The sequence below is a fragment of the Gottfriedia endophytica genome (genome assembly GCF_017814275.1).
In the GTDB taxonomy this organism is placed as follows: domain Bacteria; phylum Bacillota; class Bacilli; order Bacillales; family Bacillaceae_G; genus Gottfriedia; species Gottfriedia endophytica.
The window spans coordinates 93,616-114,113 of record NZ_JAGIYQ010000003.1; the positions used below are offsets into that span (position 1 = coordinate 93,616).

The 20,498-nt window shown below is 35.3% G+C and carries 11 protein-coding genes and 1 tRNA gene; 7 read left to right on the plus strand and 5 right to left on the minus strand.

The window, feature by feature from the left end:
* The first annotated feature begins 105 nt into the window (after window positions 1-105).
* Window positions 106-363 (plus strand): hypothetical protein, encoded by a 258-nt coding sequence (locus tag J5Y03_RS05380; RefSeq protein WP_209403339.1) that lies wholly within the window; start codon window positions 106-108, stop codon window positions 361-363.
* A 62-nt stretch (window positions 364-425) separates the two neighbouring features.
* Here J5Y03_RS05380 and J5Y03_RS05385 read toward each other — a convergent pair whose 3' ends face one another.
* The 3 genes from J5Y03_RS05385 to J5Y03_RS05395 form a co-directional block, all read right to left on the minus strand.
* Window positions 426-857, minus strand: a complete 432-nt coding sequence (locus tag J5Y03_RS05385; RefSeq protein ID WP_209403341.1) for a GNAT family N-acetyltransferase — start codon at window positions 855-857, stop codon at window positions 426-428.
* Complete coding sequence (locus J5Y03_RS05390; RefSeq protein WP_209403343.1) at window positions 854-1,369, minus strand: 2'-5' RNA ligase family protein; 516 nt, start codon at window positions 1,367-1,369, stop codon at window positions 854-856. The genes J5Y03_RS05385 and J5Y03_RS05390 overlap by 4 nt, the downstream gene beginning before the upstream one ends.
* 95 nt (window positions 1,370-1,464) lie before the next feature.
* Window positions 1,465-2,193: an alpha/beta hydrolase gene (locus J5Y03_RS05395; protein ID WP_209403345.1), complete on the minus strand. Its 729-nt coding sequence runs from the start codon at window positions 2,191-2,193 to the stop codon at window positions 1,465-1,467.
* 116 nt (window positions 2,194-2,309) lie between these two features.
* Here J5Y03_RS05395 and J5Y03_RS05400 point away from each other — a divergent pair, with 116 nt between their 5' ends.
* Together J5Y03_RS05400 and J5Y03_RS05405 are read left to right on the plus strand one after the other, a co-directional pair.
* Window positions 2,310-3,221 carry a DMT family transporter gene (locus tag J5Y03_RS05400; protein ID WP_209403347.1) on the plus strand — a complete coding sequence of 304 codons (912 nt, stop codon included), beginning with the start codon at window positions 2,310-2,312 and terminating at the stop codon, window positions 3,219-3,221.
* A 236-nt stretch (window positions 3,222-3,457) separates the two neighbouring features.
* Window positions 3,458-3,530 (plus strand) — tRNA-Val (locus tag J5Y03_RS05405).
* A 194-nt stretch (window positions 3,531-3,724) separates the two neighbouring features.
* Here J5Y03_RS05405 and J5Y03_RS05410 read toward each other — a convergent pair.
* Entirely contained in the window at window positions 3,725-3,991 is a 267-nt protein-coding gene (locus tag J5Y03_RS05410) for a tyrosine-type recombinase/integrase (protein WP_209403855.1), read from the minus strand.
* A 626-nt stretch (window positions 3,992-4,617) separates the two neighbouring features.
* On the opposite strand from J5Y03_RS05410, the gene J5Y03_RS05415 reads away from it, so the two are divergent.
* Window positions 4,618-14,139: an InlB B-repeat-containing protein gene (locus tag J5Y03_RS05415; RefSeq protein ID WP_209403348.1), complete on the plus strand. Its 9,522-nt coding sequence runs from the start codon at window positions 4,618-4,620 to the stop codon at window positions 14,137-14,139.
* A 155-nt stretch (window positions 14,140-14,294) separates the two neighbouring features.
* On the opposite strand, the gene J5Y03_RS05420 is transcribed toward J5Y03_RS05415, so the two are convergent.
* Window positions 14,295-15,515, minus strand: coding sequence for a helix-turn-helix domain-containing protein (locus J5Y03_RS05420; RefSeq protein WP_209403350.1), 1,221 nt, complete (start codon window positions 15,513-15,515; stop codon window positions 14,295-14,297).
* Window positions 15,516-16,111: 596 nt separating this feature from the next.
* On the opposite strand from J5Y03_RS05420, the gene J5Y03_RS05425 reads away from it, so the two are divergent.
* The 3 genes from J5Y03_RS05425 (at window position 16,112) to J5Y03_RS05435 (ending at window position 20,368) form a co-directional block, all read left to right on the plus strand.
* Window positions 16,112-16,942, plus strand: a complete 831-nt coding sequence (locus J5Y03_RS05425) for a hypothetical protein (RefSeq protein WP_209403352.1) — start codon at window positions 16,112-16,114, stop codon at window positions 16,940-16,942.
* A 688-nt stretch (window positions 16,943-17,630) separates the two neighbouring features.
* On the plus strand, window positions 17,631-18,893 hold the full coding sequence (locus J5Y03_RS05430) for an amidohydrolase (RefSeq protein ID WP_209403354.1): 1,263 nt from the start codon (window positions 17,631-17,633) through the stop codon (window positions 18,891-18,893).
* A 944-nt stretch (window positions 18,894-19,837) separates the two neighbouring features.
* Window positions 19,838-20,368 carry a hypothetical protein gene (locus J5Y03_RS05435; protein ID WP_209403357.1) on the plus strand — a complete coding sequence of 177 codons (531 nt, stop codon included), beginning with the start codon at window positions 19,838-19,840 and terminating at the stop codon, window positions 20,366-20,368.
* Window positions 20,369-20,498: the final 130 nt, after the last annotated feature.

Genomic DNA, 20,498 nt, shown 5'->3' on the forward strand with positions numbered 1-20,498 from the left:
ACCTTACTATGTTATCAAAAAGAGGAGATAGAGAAAAGAGAAAGGAATAATTTGGACAAATTTTACCGATATAAACTATAAGAATAGTAGAAGAGGGTGATGAAAATGGGTTTTATCCCACCAGTTCAAAGTACTCCTACGAATGACCATATTAATCAAGCAAATAAATATGCCTCACAAAGGTTTAACATTGGAGAAGTCATAAAACCATCAATTTATACAATTCTTCAGCAAAGAAAACGTGAAGTGTATCTACGTAACCATAAAAAAATAAAAAGTAATCAATACGATTCCTCAATTGAAGAACAAAATCTTATTAAATCAATCACTGGAAAAGGAAAAACCATTAATGAGACGATTTGATGTGAAATAAAAAAGGTAATCCCTTTAAAAGTAAGACAATACTTTTAGGAATTACCTTTTTTTTAGTTTAAATTAAATGTCATTTCTGCATGTCGAATACCTGCTTCATAGAAAAAATCAGACGAAATGGTATAACCTAACTTTTCATAAAAAGGTATTGCTGTTTCTTGTGCATTAAGAACTAATTGCGATACATTGTGATCCTTAGCAGTTTGATGGATTTTTTCCATTATTTGTTTTCCGGCATCTAACCCTCGAAATTCTTTTAAAACACAAATTCGTTGCACCTTGCCTTTGTTATTTAAAATTCTTAAACGACCAGCGGAAATAGGCTCGGAATTCGAGTACCCTACAAAATGAATACATTCATCATCTAATCCATCAAATTCTAATTCTTGTGAAATTTGTTGTTCTCCTACAAATACTAATTTTCGAATAGACAATGCATCTTGAATTTCTTTTTCAGATGCTGCTTCAATTGTTTTCAAACTCATTTAGATCCTCCAAAATCAAATGACTCATAAACTTCCCATGATCCATTCTCTAACTCATAAACTAACTGAAAAGATGAGATGGTTTCAGTGTGAGAAAATTGTTCCATACTAAGTTTCCCGAAAATGTCAGAAAACTCAGCGCTTGAAAGTTCTTGAGATAATGTAATATGTGGAACAAATGAGTATTCCTTCTTAGTTGTTAGTGGACTACTGTACATTTGTTCATGCAATTTTTTCAATTCATCGCTTGCAGTTACTTTTAAGTAAATCACATTGTTGACTGGAGCAAAATGACTAACTTTATTAATCTCAATTTCAAATGGTTTTGTCTGACTTGCAATTTCTTTTAAGGTTTTAACGATTTCAGGTAACTTATCCTCAGTTAGTTCAAAACTTCTTTTAATGGTTATATGAGGAGAAATAAGAGTGTACTTAGGATCAAAACGTTTTCGGTATGCATTTACTTTTTCTTGAATTAAAGTAGATGGAAAAATCACAACGCCACATTTCATAATATTCAGCCTCCTAAGATCATTTTTTGTAAGGAAATTTGAAAATTCCTACTATTAGTATATCAGAAGAAAGGTAAGAAAATAATGTAAACGCGTTACTTCTTTAAACATAATTTTAATAAATCGTGTAATTGCTTCTCCCAATTGGTCCAAGTATGATCTCCTTCAAATTCTTCATATACATACTCAATTGTTAACTTTTGCAGCAATTCCTTTAATTGATGACTTCCCTCTACAAAGTTTACTAACTGCTTACTAGGTGTAAAAACATTTGTTTCTTCCGTACCGACAGTTTGATAAATAGAAAGAGGGATTGGCAAAGCATTTTCTTGAATAAATTGAAGAACAGTATCATTTACAAATGGTGACTGTAAAATAACTTTTCCAAAACTATGTGGATATTGAAATGCTGCTTGTAGTGAAACAGTAGCGCCTAATGAATCACCAATTAATGTACGGCCATGAGCCAGACTTAGTGTTGGTAAGGTTTGATCCAAGTATGGTAAAAGTTCTTCTGCCAAAAAGCGGATATATTCAGTTTGTTTCGGCTGCGATGGATGATAATGTTTAAATCTCTCTTCTACGGATTCATATGGTAAGCCAACGATAATAGTTGGTTGAATGACTCCGTCTTTCATTAATTGATCAACCACTCGATGAACTTTTCCTAAATTAAAATAATCTTGTCCGTCTTGAGCAATCAGTAACTCATGCTTTAAAAGTGGACTAAAATGAGTTGGATAATAAATTGTAAATGTGAATGAGTTTTGTAAATGCTGACTATAAATTGTATGTTCTTCTCTAACCCCAGTATGTTGATGCATAACTATCTCCCATCCTATCCTAATAGTGCTATAATTTAGATGTTACTATATTTCTGAATTAAACAAAAAGTAAAAAGGATTGAAAATCACATTAAAAATTTTTCTAGAGGTGGCACATGAAAAAAACAACAGCAAATGGCATGATGATCTTAATGATCTTATCTATCCTATTTATTTCAACTTCTGCCATTTTTGCAAAATGGACAACAGCATCGCCGTCAGTCTTAAGTATGTACCGTTTATGGTTCGCATGTATTTGGATGATTCCAATTGTATTAAATAGGAAAGAAGAAGTAAAATCTATCCCAAAAAAGAACTTTCGAATATTTGCACTTGCTGGGTTCTTTTTAGCTTTTCATTTTATTTTATGGTATGGATCTTTAGTATTTACTTCTGTAGCAAGTTCAACAATCATTCTTGCACTTCAGCCACTTGTCGCAATGATCTTTGGCTATTTTCTTTTTAAAGAAAAAACAAATAAATCCTCACTCATCTGTATGTTGATTGCGATTTCAGGTGTTGTTTTTATTGGGATGGGAGACATAGGACTAAGTGTAAATGCATTCAAAGGCGATCTTCTTTCATTTTTTAGCGTAATCGCAGCAGTCGCTTATTTATTAGTAGGTCAACAAAATGTTAAAGGCTTAACACATTGGATTTATACTTTTTTTGTATTCCTTTTTGCAGCGATTTTTCTAACTATTTATAATGTTATTACAGCTGATAACTTCTTTCATTATAAATTGCAGGATTGGGGAATATTTGTTGCATTAGCAGTGATCCCTTCACTGGCTCATATTATACATAACTATTTACTAAACTATGTAAATGCAACGACAATATCAATGAGCATATTAGGGGAGCCAGTAGGTGCTTCAATATTGGCATTCTTTTTATTAAATGAAGTATTAGCAGGGTTCCAATTAATTGGTGGAGTGATTGTAATCATTAGTGTGTTTTTATATCTTGTGCAGCAGCAAAAAGTACTAGCTATGAAGATAAGTGAGGAAACCATTACTTCTGCTTGAAGGCAGGGAACAAAGGACAAGGGATAAAAGGTAGGAACAAGGGGTCAGGTTAAAGGCAGGAACAAGAACTAGGATTAAGGGTATAGGAAGGAGGCTGAGCTTATTTCTCAGCTTCTTTAGGTTTCTAGGAAAAGGAATGTGATAATGTAATTTTAAAAATAGAGCGGTTTGCTTATGAAAGTAAATTGACATAATTGACAGAAATTAGTATAGTATATGTACATTATTTATATCATGATTCCATAGCTCAGCTGGGAGAGCACTACCTTGACAGGGTAGGGGTCGCTGGTTCAAGTCCAGTTGGGATCATACACTTGAGAAGGATCAAACCCTTGGTACATAAGGGTTTGATCCTTTTCTTATTTTTCTGTCAGTTCTATTTTTAGATTGTATATTTATACATTGCACAAAGACTGCACAAAAATTTCATGAGACCACTTTCCGCCCCTACAGTATCAAGGATTCCAAGAGTTCTATTTTTCCTATATTTTCTTTTAAACCCATTACGTCCAGTACTTTTCATCAAATCGTTCCGGGGTATTCTTTTGCATTTCTTCGTTTGTATTAGAGCATAGATCTAGCGTAGTTCCAACTCTTGAATGACCTAATCGTTTACTTACTACCTTTGGATTTTCACCCATTCTCATTAATATTGTTGCATGAGTATGCCTTAAATTATGAAACGGTATTGAAGGAACATTTGCTTTTTGAATTAGCTCTTTAAATTTTCGAATTAAATTACGAGACTCTAAAAAATTGTTAGGTATAATTTACGTTTTTTTATATCTATTTCATGTCGACGAAATGCTTATTGGTTTATTTAAAAAGTTATCCCCAATACTCTCTAAATTTAATAATCATAAGATCATTTTTGTTTTTTCTCAGTTTCGTTCTTTTTAAACTCTGTCATAAACTAAGTCTTCGTAATTAAAAAATTTTAACTTTAAGTAAAAAAAATTCAATCTCAATCAATTATGTTGTGAAATAAAAGCTATCATTTCTAGTGTTTTAAGAGATTGATAGCTTTTTTGCTTTTAATATTGTAAAATATGGAATTTTTCAAGTTTAGGGTATTTTTCTTTAAAAAACAATAAATTACCCCAAATTAGATCGACAAAACATTTTTCCATAAAACCTTAAATTTAAATATTTTCTGCACTAAAACTACTAAAATCTTTAATGATATTTTGGTAATTAAAGAAATAATTTACTTTTTTGTCGAGTTGAGTCGTTGAAAAAGAGCAATTTTCCCCCAATACACAAAATTTGTAGATTCAATTAAAATGGTTTTAATGTAAAAATATTAGGAAAATTCATAATATTTTTATGAATATCTGAAATTTGGGTTGAGTTAATGAAATTTACTTTCATTATGCTCCGTCTGGGGGGGGAAATCATGAAGCAAAGAAAAAAAATAAGTAAAACGAGAAAATTATTTTCGATCCTTACGTTAAGTGCAATGCTTTCAAATGTAGTATTGCCTCTAGGTTTAACACACGTACATGCTGCAACAGATACTAGTTTGCAAACTCCATCTGATGGGAAATTTACAGCAGATGAAGTGAATCGCATTTTGGATGGATTAACACCGGAACAAAAAGCGAGCATAAATAAACTGACCGGTGCGGATAACTCACAAAAAATCCACGTCGATCAGAAAGATTTAAAAAGCGGGAAAAACATTAATGTGATTGTTCAATTTAAAGTGGATCCAGCAAAGATTCAAATCATTAAGCAATCACTTGAAAAAGGAAGCGCGAGTACACAAAAATTTGCGGCTGATTACACAGAAGCAAAACAAAAAGTTGCGGATGCACATGCAAAATTTAAAGCGTTTATCACGACACAACCGAGTAAGCAAATCATTGGTGGACAACAAGTTTCTAATAATATCCAAATAACAAGAGAGTATACTGATGCATTTAACGGGGTTGCGTTATCTGTTCCTGCGAGTATGGTTGAAACAATTGCAAGCCAGGCGGATGTCGCTTCTGTTTGGTCAGTGATCCAATACGAAGTAGAAGAAGAAACCCCTTCAACTGGCGAAACAGCGACAGCGACTGAGGCTCCAACGACTGGAAAGCCAACTGCAGGACTTTCATTAATGGGAGTCGACAAACTACACGCAGAAGGAATCACAGGAAAATTCGTGTCAGGTCAAAGACAAGGTCAACGAGTAAAAGTTGGGGTACTTGATACAGGGATTGATTACAACCACCCTGATTTATATAAAGTAACACATGATGCGGACGGTCATTTATACGAAGGACACGACTTTATTAATTCTAAGGTTGATGCAGATGGAAACGTGGTCCAAGTAGATGATCATGATCCGATGGAAACAATCTATCCGGATTGGGAAGCAGCAAGAGAAAATCCGAATCCATTAGAAGGTGCACCGTCACCTAATTACAAGGATTATATTACGGAGCACGGTACACACGTTTCAGGTACGATTGCAGCGAGTACGACAAATAATAATAACGTTTATTCAGCGGATGGTGTTGCACCAGATGTTGAACTTCACGGCTACCGAGTACTTGGGCCGGGTGGACATGGATCTTCTTACTCCGTACTTAGCGGAATTGACCAAGCAGTGAAAGATAAAATGGATGTGATTAATCTGTCACTAGGTGCGACGATTAATGACCCATTTTACCCGACTAGTATCGCGATCAACAATGCAACATTACAAGGTGTCGTTTGTTCAGTCTCTGCAGGAAATGCAGGACCAGGTGCTTCGACAGTAGGGTCACCAGGGACATCACCGCTTGCTATTACGGTTGGCGCAAGTACCGTTCCAGAACAAATTCCTGTGCAAACATTGAATTTCGGTAATACGCCTTATCAAGCGCGTTTATTCGGGAAAAATTTTGCAGACGCTGATGATGCGTTCAAAGGATTGTCGATTCCAATCGTTGATGTTGGTCGAGGAAGCCAAAGTGATTATAATGGACTAGATTTGAGCGGAAAAATCGCCCTTGTGAAACGCGGATCCGATTATTTATCTCAAAAAATGGCCTATGCAAAAGCTTCTGGGGCAAAAGGGATGATTATTTGGGATAACCAAGCGGATGAAGACAGCCAAGGATATATTCCAAACTTCTTAGGGATTAGCGCTGACAATATTTATGCTGTTTCCATTACACAAGCACAAGGTGAGGCACTGGTTGACGCAATCAAAGCCGATCCTAAAAACGCAGAGATTACGTTCCCAATGACACTCGATGCTCCACTCAACAAATCGGCTGATGAATTGGCATCGTTCAGTTCAACAGGACCAGTAAAAGATTGGAGCATCAAACCAGACGTTATAGCACCAGGTGTCGACATTTTCTCAACCGTTCCATACGATACATGGGAACCAAATAGCAATAAAGATTACAAGTATTCATATGAATCAATGTCAGGTACATCAATGGCCGCACCTCACGTAACAGGGATTTCAGCGCTTGTGTTAGCTGCACATCCGGATTACACACCATCCGATGTCAAAACGGCATTAATGAATACAGCAAAAGATGTGAATACAGATTCAAAAACATATAGTGTGTACCAAGTTGGTGCAGGACGCGTGGATCCAGTTCGAGCAGTTCACTCAGACATCAAAATCCAAGTATTAGACAAAGCGACAAGTATTACAACAATCGATGGGCAAAGTCAGTATACACAAATTGATAACACGACAGGTAGCTTCTCGTTTGGATTTAACGGACGCGGAGAAGGAGCGAAACCTGGCTCTGATGATGTCGTAAAGTCAAAAGAGTTCACGATTACAAACCAAGGTTCAACAAGTAAAACATTTAAGCTAAGTTCAAAGTTTTTCACAACAAAATTTGCGAGCTCAAATCCAGTTGGAGAAGGTACTGGAAATAATGTCAAAATCGACTTTTCAACTGGTGATACAAATGTAACGTCTTTAAGCGTGGACGGAAGTAGCTCTGTGAAAGCAAAAGCGACGATTACCGTACCAGCAAACGCAATAGACGGTACGTATGAGGGATATGTAAATGTTGTGAATACAAATGATGAGAACGAATCATACCGCCTTCCGTTTACAATCACCGTTGCTGAAAAAGGAATCGATTTTAAAGTAGACATCAAAGCGATGACACTGACAGAGCGTTATACTGGAAACTATAACCCAAATGGGGGACAACCTGGCTCAGGATTTTATTTTTCTGTTAACAGTGCAATGGATAGTGTATACGTTCTATTGAAAGATAAAGATGGAAACTATATCGGAGTCGTACAAAATGTCAGCAGTATCAGTGGGGCTGGTCCTGGGATCATTTATGGTCCTATACCAATGCTTTTAAATGGACTTTATCTACCATTTACAAAACCATATAACGGATCACTTGATCAATCTAGCATCGGAAAAACGCCTGCAGTTTTAAAAGAAGGTGTCTATTCAGTTGAGATGATCGCAACTGACAAAGATGGAAAAAAATTCACGAAAGAAGACAACCTTTATGTAGACTATAAAGCGCCTACCTTAACGATGGATAGCGATTCGCAGCCGGGTATTTATGAAATTGACCCAACAGGATACAATCCAGGACAAGAAGTGAAGAAGATTTATGGGACCGTTTATGACTCGAATATCGATGTCATGAAAAACAATGGCGAAACAACGTTAAAAGATTATGATACTGGTAAACCTGCACCTGTCGATCAAGGACAGAACACAGTGTTTGGTTATCAAGATGGTCCATTTGTTTCGAAAATTTACAAAACGGATGGAAATGGTCGTTTCAATTTCGGCTTAGAGCCTGATGACATTAAAGCAAGTGGAATGAAATTTGTCATCTATCCTTCCGACTATGCTGGAGCAGGCGACTGGTATTCAACGAAGAAAAAATATTACTTCATCAAAAAAGGCTCGCCGTATCTAACAGTCACAACTTCTGGAGGCGTAGACCCGGAACTAGAAAGCAAAGGGAACGTGGTCGTTGAACCGAATAAACCATTTAAAGTGTCGCTAGCGACGAAAAATGGAAATGGAATGACTGGCGGTACGTTTACAATTAATGCGGATCCTACGCTTGAGTATTCGAACATTAAGCTTTCTGACGAATATGTACAGTATTTAAGTGGCAAAGACATTACACCTACACTAACAGTTGGTCAACCTTATTTAGATCGACAAACAGGCAGAAATTCAATCGATGTGACCATTTCTGGCATTTCTGAAGCAGGTGCGCTGACGCAAGACATGAAGATTTTAGAAGCAGATATGACGTTCAAATATGCTAATGCTTATGTTGGCCCAATAGACGAAAGTTTCGCTGTTGATCATTCGAACTTCACATTCGCTGGAAAAGACACAGCAGTCCCGGCTTTTCCAACGAATATGCCACTTGTCAAACAGCCGAACTCACAAGTGACGGGCGGTCTGTTTGCGGAAAGCTTCAGAGCAAACAGTCTAAGCGGAAGTTTTACGAACATTACGAAGGATTCAGGTGCGACCGTTACGGCAAAAGATGCGGATGGGAATGAGTATGTAACGGATAACTCAAGCGACGCAAACACCGTTCAAATCGGAAATCAAACGGCAGGTACCTATTCAATTTTAATGAAAGTAAGTGACAAACCTTATTCAATTGAAACGTATATGCCTGGTCATTTCAAAGGCTATCAAACAACGCCAGTCATTGGTTATAACAAATTTGGTTATCAATCAGGCTCATACTTTAATTTCGCATCGATGAACACACCACTTTTACTTGGTGGAGATGTAAATGGCGATAATGTGATTGATATGAAGGATTTAGTTTCAGAAATCCAAGCATATGCTGATTTCGATTTTCTAAAAGGTGTTTCAGCACCTTCTAAGGAAAAAGCGGAATTCTTTACAAATTCTACTGCTCATAGAAATAATGACATTAGCTGGGCTTTCTCAGGACTAAATGCATTTGGAAATTACTCTTTCAGTAATATTGATTATAGTGATTTTTACTATATCTTTAAAAACTTTGGTCAGAAAAATCAAAGTGCGATTGCTGCAGGTAAGGTAGTCCCAGAACCACAACTTACCTTGCCAGAAAATCTGTCTATTACATCAAATAGAGGAACCTATACTGATTCTTCTTATAATTCAAAAGTTAAAACATATAACTTATCTGCTGGTAATGGTCTAGATGAAGTAATGGCGATGCTAAACTTTGCAGGTCCAACGCAAAAAACATCCGTAACGCAATTACCAACTTTCCAAGATCTGAAAAATGGCTCAACTGTTTCGTTAATCCCAACGAGCAATGTCATGTTAGATGATGTAGTATGGCGAAATAAGATTACAAAGGTTGAATTAGGACAAGGCGGTAATTTCACTGACGTAACGAATGCAGTTGTACCAAATACAACCGATCAAGCTGTTTCGATTACATCAGGATATACTAAGTTTGATCCGCAACTAGGAAATGTTTTTGTACCGGCTACACTAAAGTTACATGGTTCATTATTTAATACGACTGGTACGTACACGGTTCGGATTACAGCTGCTGGCTATCAACTAGTCACGACAAGCTTTACAATTGCATCAGTGCCGATTCCAACTCCGACAATTCCAATCGTCACTGATCCAGCAAAAGCTCATATTGGAAACGATATCACGTTCAATTACACATTTGCTCAAGATACAAATTGGCGAAATGGAATCAATAGAATCGTTGTAAAAACATCAGGTTTTAAAACAGGCTTAGATATTACGAATCTAAAAGATGGTAATGGTAACTACTATTATGATCTTTCGAAACCTGGACAAATTACATTTAAAGCAGCTTTATTTAAAACGGATGCAAAACTTGATCCGAAAAACAGCACATCGTATAACGCAGCCATCAATCCAGGTGGAGCGAACTTTTTACCTCAGCTATATCGATTTGAGATTGATTCAACAGGTGTAGATGGAACAATTTACCCGACGGTAACGATTGGTGGAGATGGCACCGCTGCGTCGCAACCAATTGGATATGGCATTACGTTTGATTCAAAAGGTGGAAATGTCATTGACCCATTTGCAGTCGGATTTAACCCAGGCAATTCTCGATATGGTAGCTCCGGAAATTTGATGGCTAATAGTACGTCATCAAATGGTTTTACTAATCCGAAACCTGTCAGACCTGGTTATGCATTTGCTGGTTGGTATAAAGTCGATCCAGCGACGAATGAATTAACAACCCTATGGAGTGTAGCTGATATCTTAACGTCAGATTTAAAAATTGCTGCAAAATGGCAAGTGAGTTACACACAAAACTATTCAGCTGTTGATCAGTCAATACAAGATGGTGATAAATTGCCTGGTTTAGTACTTGGTGAAGGGCCACTTAAGATTGTGATCCCGGACTACAAAACAACTGCACCATGGTTAAAGACAAAGAGCGATATCACAAAAATTGACGCAACTTATAATAAAATGAAAGAAGATGGCAGTGGCACATTTGAAACAACAACGACTACGTATACATTAGATCCAAGTACGTATCAATTAGTTGCTAATGATGACGGTAGTGATTCGTTAACCTTTACAACGGAGACCGAAGCCTATGCAACAGCTCATCCAAGTGAAATGTTTGCATTTAGTCATGCGCCAAGTTTTAACGGCTATCAACTGACAGTGACATCAGCAACAGGAGAAACCATTCAAATTCCAAATGTGAAGTTAGGTTATCGCCGACACATTGATTTAAATGGAGGCACATTAAATTCATCAGGTGATGCAGCATTTTTTAGTGATAAACTAGTCAACGGAAAAGCATATGGTATTGATATGCTTTCAGCAGCGCAAAAAGTAAAAAATGGCACCCTTTCAATGATGCCAAGCCTTTATTATGATGCGGCTGGAACAAGCGGACAAACTGTACCAATTTCAACAGCAGTTGGTAAGGTCTTAAAAAACAATGAAACGTACTACATCGTTTGGATGAAAACACCACCTCAAGTCACAAAAGATGTCGTCGGGAACATTGTTGGAAGTGATATTACATTAGCCTTTACAGATGACGGAACTTGGCGAAATAATATCAAGAAAGTAAGCATAGGTTCAAAAGAACTAAACGTAGGTACTGAATATAAAATTACGTATGATTCAGTCACACACAAAGGTTCGATTACACTTGATAAATCATTATTTACAGCTGGACAAAAAGTAAATGTGAATATTTCGTCAGAAGGATACACGGATGCGACGGTTACAGACCAAGTCATTGGCTACACAGTCACATTTGAAACAAACGGAGGCGATGCAATCGATCCGCAAATCGTAGACTCACGTGTCGAAAAACCAACTGATCCTACTAAAGTTGGCTTCAAGTTTATGGGATGGTATAGTGACGAAGCGTTAACGACACCATATGATTTTACAAGCGTTGTGACAAAACCAATGAAACTGTATGCAAAATATGCCTTAGCAACTTCGATCGTATCAGCCGATACAACTGATAATGCATTAGGTAATGAGATCACACTCGAATTTAGCGACAGAGATTGGGCAAATGCGATTACGAATATCAAAGTAGCTGGTTCAACAATTGACGCAACAAACTACAAAATCGATGCAACGCATGGCACACTGACAATCGATCAGAGCGTATTCAAAAAAACAGGTGAGTTTATCATCAGCATTAGCGCAAATGAATATGCGGATGTAACAGTGACCCAAAAAATCGTAAACGGAAACATCATTCACTTCATTCTAATAGGTGAAAAAGCGCCATTCGAAGTAAAAGACCAAATCGTCGTACGTCGTATCACAGAACCAACCGTATACGGATATGATTTAACATGGTACGCAGATGAAAATTGCACAATCCCTTGGGATTTCACAAATTCCATCTATTCTGCAAAAACAATTTATGGAAAATGGTCACCTACTAAATTCACTGTTATTTTTGATCGACAAGATGGTGGATTAGTACAAAGTAAGACAGCAGAATATAAAACAACAATCACTGCACCGAATGTACCAACAAGACCTGGTTATACATTTGTTGGCTGGTACAAAGATGCAACTGGAGAAAATGCATGGAACTTTGCAACAGAACAAGTTACTGCAAACACGATTCTTTATGCGAAGTGGAGTATTAACTCGTATACAGTTTCATTTAATAGCCAAGGTGGTAGTGCAGTAGATTCGAAAACAGTAGTCTTTAATACGACTGTTGGAGAACCGACAGCACCAACAAGACCTGGTTATACATTTGTTGGTTGGTACAAAGATGCAACTGGAGAAAATGCATGGAACTTTGCAACAGAACAAGTTACTGCAAACACGATTCTTTATGCGAAGTGGAGCATTAACTCGGATACAGTTTCATCGTATACAGTTTCATTTAATAGCCAAGGTGGTAGTGCAGTAGATTCGAAAACAGTAGTCTCTAATACGACTGTTGGAGAACCAACAGCACCAACAAGACCAGGTTATACATTTGTTGGTTGGTACAAAGATGCAACTGGACAAAATGCATGGAACTTTGCAACAGAACAAGTTACTGGAAACACGATTCTTTATGCGAAGTGGAGCATTAACTCGTATACAGTTTCATTTAATAGCCAAGGTGGTAGCGCAGTAGATTCGAAAACAGTAGTCTTTAATACGACTGTTGGAGAACCAACAGCACCAACAAGACCAGGTTATACATTTGTTGGTTGGTTCAAAGATGCAACTGGACAAAATGCATGGAACTTTGCAACAGAACAAGTTACTGCAAACACGATTCTTTATGCGAAGTGGAGCATTAACTCGTATACAGTTTCATTTAATAGCCAAGGTGGTAGTGCAGTAGATTCGAAAACAGTAGTCTTTAATACGACTGTTGGAGAACCAACAGCACCAACAAGACCTGGTTATACATTTGTTGGTTGGTACAAAGATGCAACTGGACAAAATGCATGGAATTTTGCAACAGATAATGTTACTGCAAACACGATTCTTTATGCGAAGTGGAGTATTAACTCGTATACAGTTTCATTTAATAGCCAAGGTGGTAGTGCAGTAGATTCGAAAACAGTAGTCTATAATACGACTGTTGGAGAACCAACAGCACCAAGAAGAAAAGGTTACACATTTATCGGCTGGTATAAGGATGCAAAAGGCCAAACTGCATGGAATTTTGCGACAGATACAGTTAGTGGTAATGTAACACTTTACGCAAAATGGTTACCAATTGGACCTGTTATTAATCCAGTTGATGACAATGATACAACGATTTCAGGTAAGACAGAAGCAAATGCAACTGTTGTAGTGAAAAACAAAGATGTGGTAGTTGCAACAGGTAAAGCAAATGCAGAAGGAATCTATAGTATTAAAATCACACCTCAAAAAGCAGGAACTGTATTAACAGTAATTGCTACAGATGCTGAAGGAAATCAAAGTGAAGCATCATTAATTACAGTATTAGATCGCACTGCGCCAAATGCGCCGTCAGTAAATGCAATTGATGACAATGATACTAAGATTACTGGTAAAGCAGAAGCAAATGCTACAATTGTTGTGAAAAACAACGGAAATACAATTGCAACTGGAAAAGCAGATTCAAAAGGTTTCTTTACAATTAACATGAATCGTCAAAAAGCAGGAACAGTATTATCAGTAAATGCGACTGATGCAGCTGGAAATAGAAGTGCTAGTACGAATGTTAAAGTTTTAGATCGCACAGCACCAAAAGCACCAAAGATTACAAGTTTCATAGTAAAAAATAAAAATCAAATTCAAATCTCTGGTACAGCAGAAGCTAACTCTACAATTATTGTAAAGATCAATAATAAGGTAGTAACGAATGTTAAAGTATCAAGTAAAGGTACATTTACAGTAAAATTATCAAAAGTAGGTAAAGGTAAAAATACTGTAACATTACAAGCAAGAGATATTGCTGGTAACAGTAGTAATGTAGTGAGTCGTTCAGTTACTATAAAGTAATTGACTAGTAAATAGGGGGCTTAAAATTGAATTTTAAGCTCCTTATCATAATTATCTAGATAGATTATTTGAGATCTTTTAGATTAAACTCCCCAACTAATAAAAAAAACCCAAGAATATGAAATTCATAATCTTGGGTTTTTAAAATTGTAAAATTAATCATTAATTAATAAGTGCGCCATCTCTAATGCTTTTTCAGAAAAATTCATTTTAGAATAATATAAGAATAATTCCTTTATCGAACTATCCACCAAATAATTAACTCCCATTTTACTAAACATTGGTAAACCTTTATTGATTAAGAACTGAAAGTATTCTTCTTCTTTTGATTTTAATAAATATAAAAGTAGTTTAAATAGATAAGTATATAATATTTGATTATTTCGTATTGAAATTGTTAAACCTTCTTCAGCATTTGCTATTAATTCTACAGATGAAATTAATTTACCCTCAAAAGCACAACGAATATATTCTTCTAATGAAAGTAAATAAAATGGGGACTCTGTTTTTTTTAAAGCCATGGATTCTTTATAATGTGTAATTGCTTGTACAAAATTTTTCCTACGATAATATTCGAAGCCTAAGTTATGCAAAACTTTAGCTTTTCGATCAGGAGCACTACATAATTCACAGCTTTTGATTAAATTTTTATATCGATTAATAATTTCATCATCATTGGTATCATCTTTAACTTGTATAATCATGAGCATTTCTGCATCAATTACTCTCAAATAGTTGTTGGTTGTTTTAAAAAATTGATGGGATTTTTCAGCATAATAATATGCCAATACAGGTGATTGAATCGTATGATAAGCAACTGCAAGGTGATAATAATATTCTGGATTAATATAATTTTCGATTTGAATTTCTTTTAATATTTGAATAGCAGCGTGGTAATCCTGTTTCGCAATATAATAGATTCCTAAAACATGCTTTAAAAGATTTTTTTCATAAGGAGATAATTTTGTTTCGATTTTTTGAATTTGTTTAATGATTTTATATGCTTCAGTTAACTTTTTATGAAATAGTAAATACCTTACACGTAGCAATTGATACATATATTTATATTCTGAAATTTCGATTAGTTCTACTTGTTCGAGCTCCTCATTAATTCGATCTATCTCTTCATATAATTCCATAATAATCGCGTCATACCACTGAGTTAAACGATGTTTTATATTGAATAACTTTTGGGCCTCTTGCTCAATATTTATTCCTAAACGTCCAGACAATAAAGTAATAGTTTCAGTTGAGTAAACTGTTTGAAGACGTTCAATTTTACTAATATGTGTAACTGAGCAAATATCCTTGCCGAGCTGTTCTTGAGTTAGTTTGTACTTTTCTCGATAATACTTGATGATTTTTCCTTCATACATACTAATCTCCCCTTTATAAAGAAGTTATTTATTACGATTCTCCATTTAATAGTTAAAATTATACAATATTCACTAAATTTAGTACAATCAGAAAATTAGTGTTTATTTTGAAGTTTTACTTAAAGATAATGTCAGTAATATATAAAATAAAAAGTTTGGATATCCAGTGTACATAAGGATTAAAATGCTATTGATTTGGAAGAAATTAGAAATATAGAAATTTGTCGAAGTTTAACAAAGGAAGAGTGTATTTAACTGCAGTTGAGGAAAATACCAAATTTAGATTGTATTCTTTTTTTTTAAACTAAAGTCAAGTGGGAAATAAAAATATTGAAAATTCCTGAAGTTGAGGTGAAATAATGAATTTTGAAAAAATGCAATATATAATAACAGTTGCAAATGAAATGTCAATATCAAAAGCAGCTGAGAAATTGCGTGTATCTACCTAATTAATGAGTGTGAACATGCTAATTGATTTCGTTCAAATAGTCTAATTAATACTTAAAATTTTCCGTGTATTTTGTGTTCTTTAAATAAGAGCTATTATTAACAAAAATTACCTTTTGTCGATATTAAATCATGAAAGGGTGATTAGATTGAAAAAACTACTAATAATGATATCAATATCTTTATCTTTTATATTATTTTTTACACAATTTCCAAATCCAATTAAAGCTGGCTATTTTACTCCTGATAATAATAGTGTTAATAGTAAAAATTTAAAAGTTAATATAAATTTTGATAGCGGAGATTCATATGTTGAAGTTCACGTATACACTAAGGATGGAAATAGAATAATGGTACCTGTTAAAATAAACAATCCATTTGGAACAGGTGCAGGAACTATGAAATTAGTTTTTAAAACTAGATATTGTGGCGAATATCAATTTCCTACTTTTAAACCTGATGGTACTTCAATGGCTAGTGGTACATATATAAACTTTGAATGTGTAAATTATAGTGCTTCCAAACCAATAACTGATCCGAGTAAATTGATTGAAAATTTTAAAACTTATAAAAATATAGATTTTAGGAAGTATGAAGGGGAATGGAGTACTTATCCTGAGCACGAACCACTAGTAACAGACATGACTGGTAACAATATTATTCTTGATTTTAAAGATAAAACTCATGCTAATGTTCAAATAGTAAATAGAAAGTATCATAATATAGACGGGAGTGATCTTCAGCTGAGTAAATCAAGTATAGGTAATGTTGTTTTTGATGAATCAGGAAAAGCTACATTTATATTTAATGATAGTTTCTCAGGAGGTAAAGGAGTTGCTATTATTACGTTAAGTAATAACTCAGTGAAATTAAATATATCTTTTCCTATAACATATAAAGAAAATACAAAGAATCTAAAAGCAAATTTTATAAATGGAATAATGCCTGTAAAATGGTCAAGTTCTCCAAAGTTTTATTAAATACATCTCTTCGGAGGTGTTTTTTTATGAGTGGAGAAGTTAAATACTTAAAGCTAGTTTTAGTATGGTCACAAAAATGATCACAAATTTATAATAATACAATGAAATATAAGGTAATTAAAGATAAAAATAAGTTTTAATTTTCTGTACCAAAATCTATCAATATACACAATAGTATTAATAAGGATATTTTTGACAAATCCTTGACAGGTAGGGGGCGCTTGTTCAAGTCCAGTTAGAATCATACGAGAAACCCTTGATTATCAAGGGGATTTTTTTGAAGATTACTTTTACAAGTTATGAAAACTTTATTAGTGACTAATTGGTTACATTGATAAAGATATAAATGATTAACTCTATTCACTAATTAGCTGTCTTCACTCTCCTCGTGGAAGTTCCCGTAAAATTTATAGTTTAAAGAGACTGTAAAACACCCAAATTTCGGGTGTTTTTTATTTTTGAAAAAATCTGATAACTGGGTTGAAGTACACTATTTTCAGTTATAAAATAATTTTAACGAATAGTTCTCTTTTTGTTCGTTAAATAGACTGATAAAGAATAAAAAACGGAGACGTTAATGTTATGGAAGAGAGACTATTTAAGGGGTGAGGTGAATCGATTAAGGCAAAGTATTCATTTACATGGCTACCCAGTAGATTGAAAAAATGTAATTGTTAAGGAGTTGGAGATGTTGGATATTATTGCATTAAGACGAGATTTTCACCAGTATCCCGAGGTAGGTTTTACTGAATTTCGGACTGCTTCCAAGGTAGTAGAAATCCTGACTTCACTAGGATATGACGTCATATATGGAAAAGATGCTTTAGATGGCGACTCTCGCAGGGGGCTACCGGCTGAAGAAGTGCTTGATGAGGCATTTGTGAGAGCCCTAAGAGATGGAGCCAATGTTGATATTTTGGAAAAAATGAAGGGAGGATATACTGCAGTCATCGGAATTTTAAAGGGGAAAGAACAAGGCCCTACAGTTGCATTTCGTTTTGACATGGATGCCTTGCCTATCCATGAAAGTATTGATTCTGATCATTTTCCGCAAGCAAAAGGCTTCCGTTCGAAATATGAAGGTAATATGCATGCTTGTGCACATGACGGGCATACAGCAATTGGGTTGGGGCTTGCTGAAAAGCTATCAGATCGAAACTTTTCAGGTACGATAAAATTAATTTTTCAACCTGCTGAAGAAGGAGTACGCGGGGCATATTCAATTGTCCAAAAAGGAATGCTGGATGATGTAGATTATCTTTTCTGTCATCATCTTGGTACAGGTGTTCCTTTAGGAGAATTTCATGGAGGGGCCTCTGGATTTCTGGCAAGTACAAAGTTAGCCGTCCATTTTCATGGCATTTCCTCACACGCGGGTGCTTCACCGGAAAAAGGACGGAACGCTTTATTAGGAGCTGCCACCGCCTTGCTGAACATTCATGCGATCTCACGCTTTAGTTCGGGATCAACCCGTGTCAATGTAGGAGTATTAGAAGGCGGAACGGCCACTAATATTATTCCTCAGCATGCAAAAATGTTAGTTGAAACACGATCTGTATCAGAAGAAGTTAATGAGGAAGTGGAAAGACGTGTTAAAAAGATTATCGCTCATAGTGCTGAAATGCATGAACTTCAACATGAAATTCAAGTGATTGGATCAGCCATTCCAATAGATTGTGATCTTGACCTTGTGACATTAGCTGTAGAAGAAGCAAGAAACATTGAGGGATTTTCCTCATGCAAAAATTTCGGGGATTCCAATTCAACGGGAAGCGAGGATGCAAGCTTTATGATTCGCCGGGTACAGGAAAACGGGGGAAAAGGAACCTATATGATTATTGGGACAGGCATTCCAGCACCCCATCATCATCCAAAGTTTGATATTCAAGAGGAAGTTCTTCCTTGGAGCGTCGAACTTTTAGAACGTATCGCCAGAAGAACATTAACATAATTCCTCTATATAATAAACAGCTTGTATGCCTAGATTTACAGATAAAGATGGAGATAGACTAAGTGACACATTCCAAAGGATTACTAAAATAAATGAGCAGGAGAGAGGCATAGCGATTAAGGGTAGTGAATGTAAATGGGAATGTGCTCAAACTCGTGAGAGTAACAATACATAAAATTCCAACAGCCCATTGATTTATTGGACTATATTGACCATAAAGATTCAGTATTACTGAATAATCCTCGCACGCTGTATTTGACAGGGTCGCTGGTTCAAGTCCAGTTGGGATCATAAAATTGAGAAGGTTCAAACCATTGTAAATAAGGGTTTGAGCTTTTTTTCTTTAAGTTCCATTTTTTGTCAGTACATTATGCATTGCACAAAAATTTCACAAAATCACTTCCGTCCTTATAGTATCAAGGATTCCAAGAGTTCTATTTATTCCATGTTTTCTTTAATATCCATTATCTCCAGAACCTTTCATCAAAACGTTCCGCGGTATTTTTTGCATTTCTTAGTTTGTGTGAGAGTAAGGATCTAGTGTAGTTCCAAACCTTGAATGATCTAACAATTCCCTTATTCCTGACACAAAGGATTAATAAAAAACTCTCTATCTAGAGATAGAGAGCGTTTCAAAAAAATCAACTTCAAGATAGATGTTATTAAAAAATAAGGGTGATACAATCCTCAAGTAAACAAATAAACAATGAATTGACAGGGTAGGGCGCTGGTTCAAGTCCAGTTGGGATCATACAGTTTAGCTCAATCTCTTGATGCATAAGGGTTTGAGTTTTTTCTTTTTTTCTGTAAGTTTCATTTTTTGGTCTGTATTCCTAAATATCAAAATAAAAAAATATAAAAAATTTTATTTTCCTTCGAACCTTTTTTATATCTCCTTCGTTACCTTATATGAAACCCAATATTAAACAAGGAGATGTACATTAATGAGAAAAGTTCGATTTACAATTGTTTCTGTTATGTCTTTAATTTCTATGCTTTTGTTTGGAGCGGTGGCATTTGCAGCGACTGATTTCACCCAATTCGGATTTCCTAAAGTAATTGCTCAAAAGAAAATTGAAGCAGGAGAATCAGCTAAGATTAGTCATGGTGGGATTAAAATTGATATTCCAGAAGGAGCGTTTAGTAATGACGTTATTTTTCAAGTGTTAGAAGGGGATAATAAACGCTTCCAAGCGAATGCTCCCGATGGTGAAACAGTCATTATGAACTTTGCCTTTAGAGTAATAGACTCAAAGACAAATGAAATTATTGCAAAGTTTAACAAACCGGTAATATTTAGCTTTAAAGATAAAGATGTTAACGAAGGAAGTATATACTATAATGTAAAGCCAGATGGGAGTATCATGAAGAATTCCGTACCTGCTGAGATTGAAGGTAGAACATTAACACACGGCAATGGGGGTGCGCCAGTTGGCTGGCTAATTACATCGCCAACAAACAGCATCAAAAAATAAATGAGGTAATAAACTATAAAAATGCCCGTGATTCTATTCTAGAATCATGGGCATTTCTATTTATCCCGCATTAAGCAGTAAGACCCTACTCAAGATTGATAGAGAGGAGAAGAAGATAAGTAGGTGCTAA

Bases quoted from the DNA above. Each gene is read 5' to 3' on its own strand.
- J5Y03_RS05380 (WP_209403339.1), top strand. From the start codon at position 106: ATGGGTTTTATCCCACCAGTTCAAAGTACTCCTACGAATGACCATATT.
- J5Y03_RS05420 (WP_209403350.1), bottom strand. From the start codon at position 15,515: ATGTATGAAGGAAAAATCATCAAGTATTATCGAGAAAAGTACAAACTA.
- J5Y03_RS05435 (WP_209403357.1), top strand. From the start codon at position 19,838: ATGAGAAAAGTTCGATTTACAATTGTTTCTGTTATGTCTTTAATTTCT.
- J5Y03_RS05385 (WP_209403341.1), bottom strand. From the start codon at position 857: ATGAGTTTGAAAACAATTGAAGCAGCATCTGAAAAAGAAATTCAAGAT.
- J5Y03_RS05430 (WP_209403354.1), top strand. From the start codon at position 17,631: ATGTTGGATATTATTGCATTAAGACGAGATTTTCACCAGTATCCCGAG.
- J5Y03_RS05400 (WP_209403347.1), top strand. From the start codon at position 2,310: ATGAAAAAAACAACAGCAAATGGCATGATGATCTTAATGATCTTATCT.
- J5Y03_RS05395 (WP_209403345.1), bottom strand. From the start codon at position 2,193: ATGCATCAACATACTGGGGTTAGAGAAGAACATACAATTTATAGTCAG.
- J5Y03_RS05415 (WP_209403348.1), top strand. From the start codon at position 4,618: ATGAAGCAAAGAAAAAAAATAAGTAAAACGAGAAAATTATTTTCGATC.
- J5Y03_RS05390 (WP_209403343.1), bottom strand. From the start codon at position 1,369: ATGAAATGTGGCGTTGTGATTTTTCCATCTACTTTAATTCAAGAAAAA.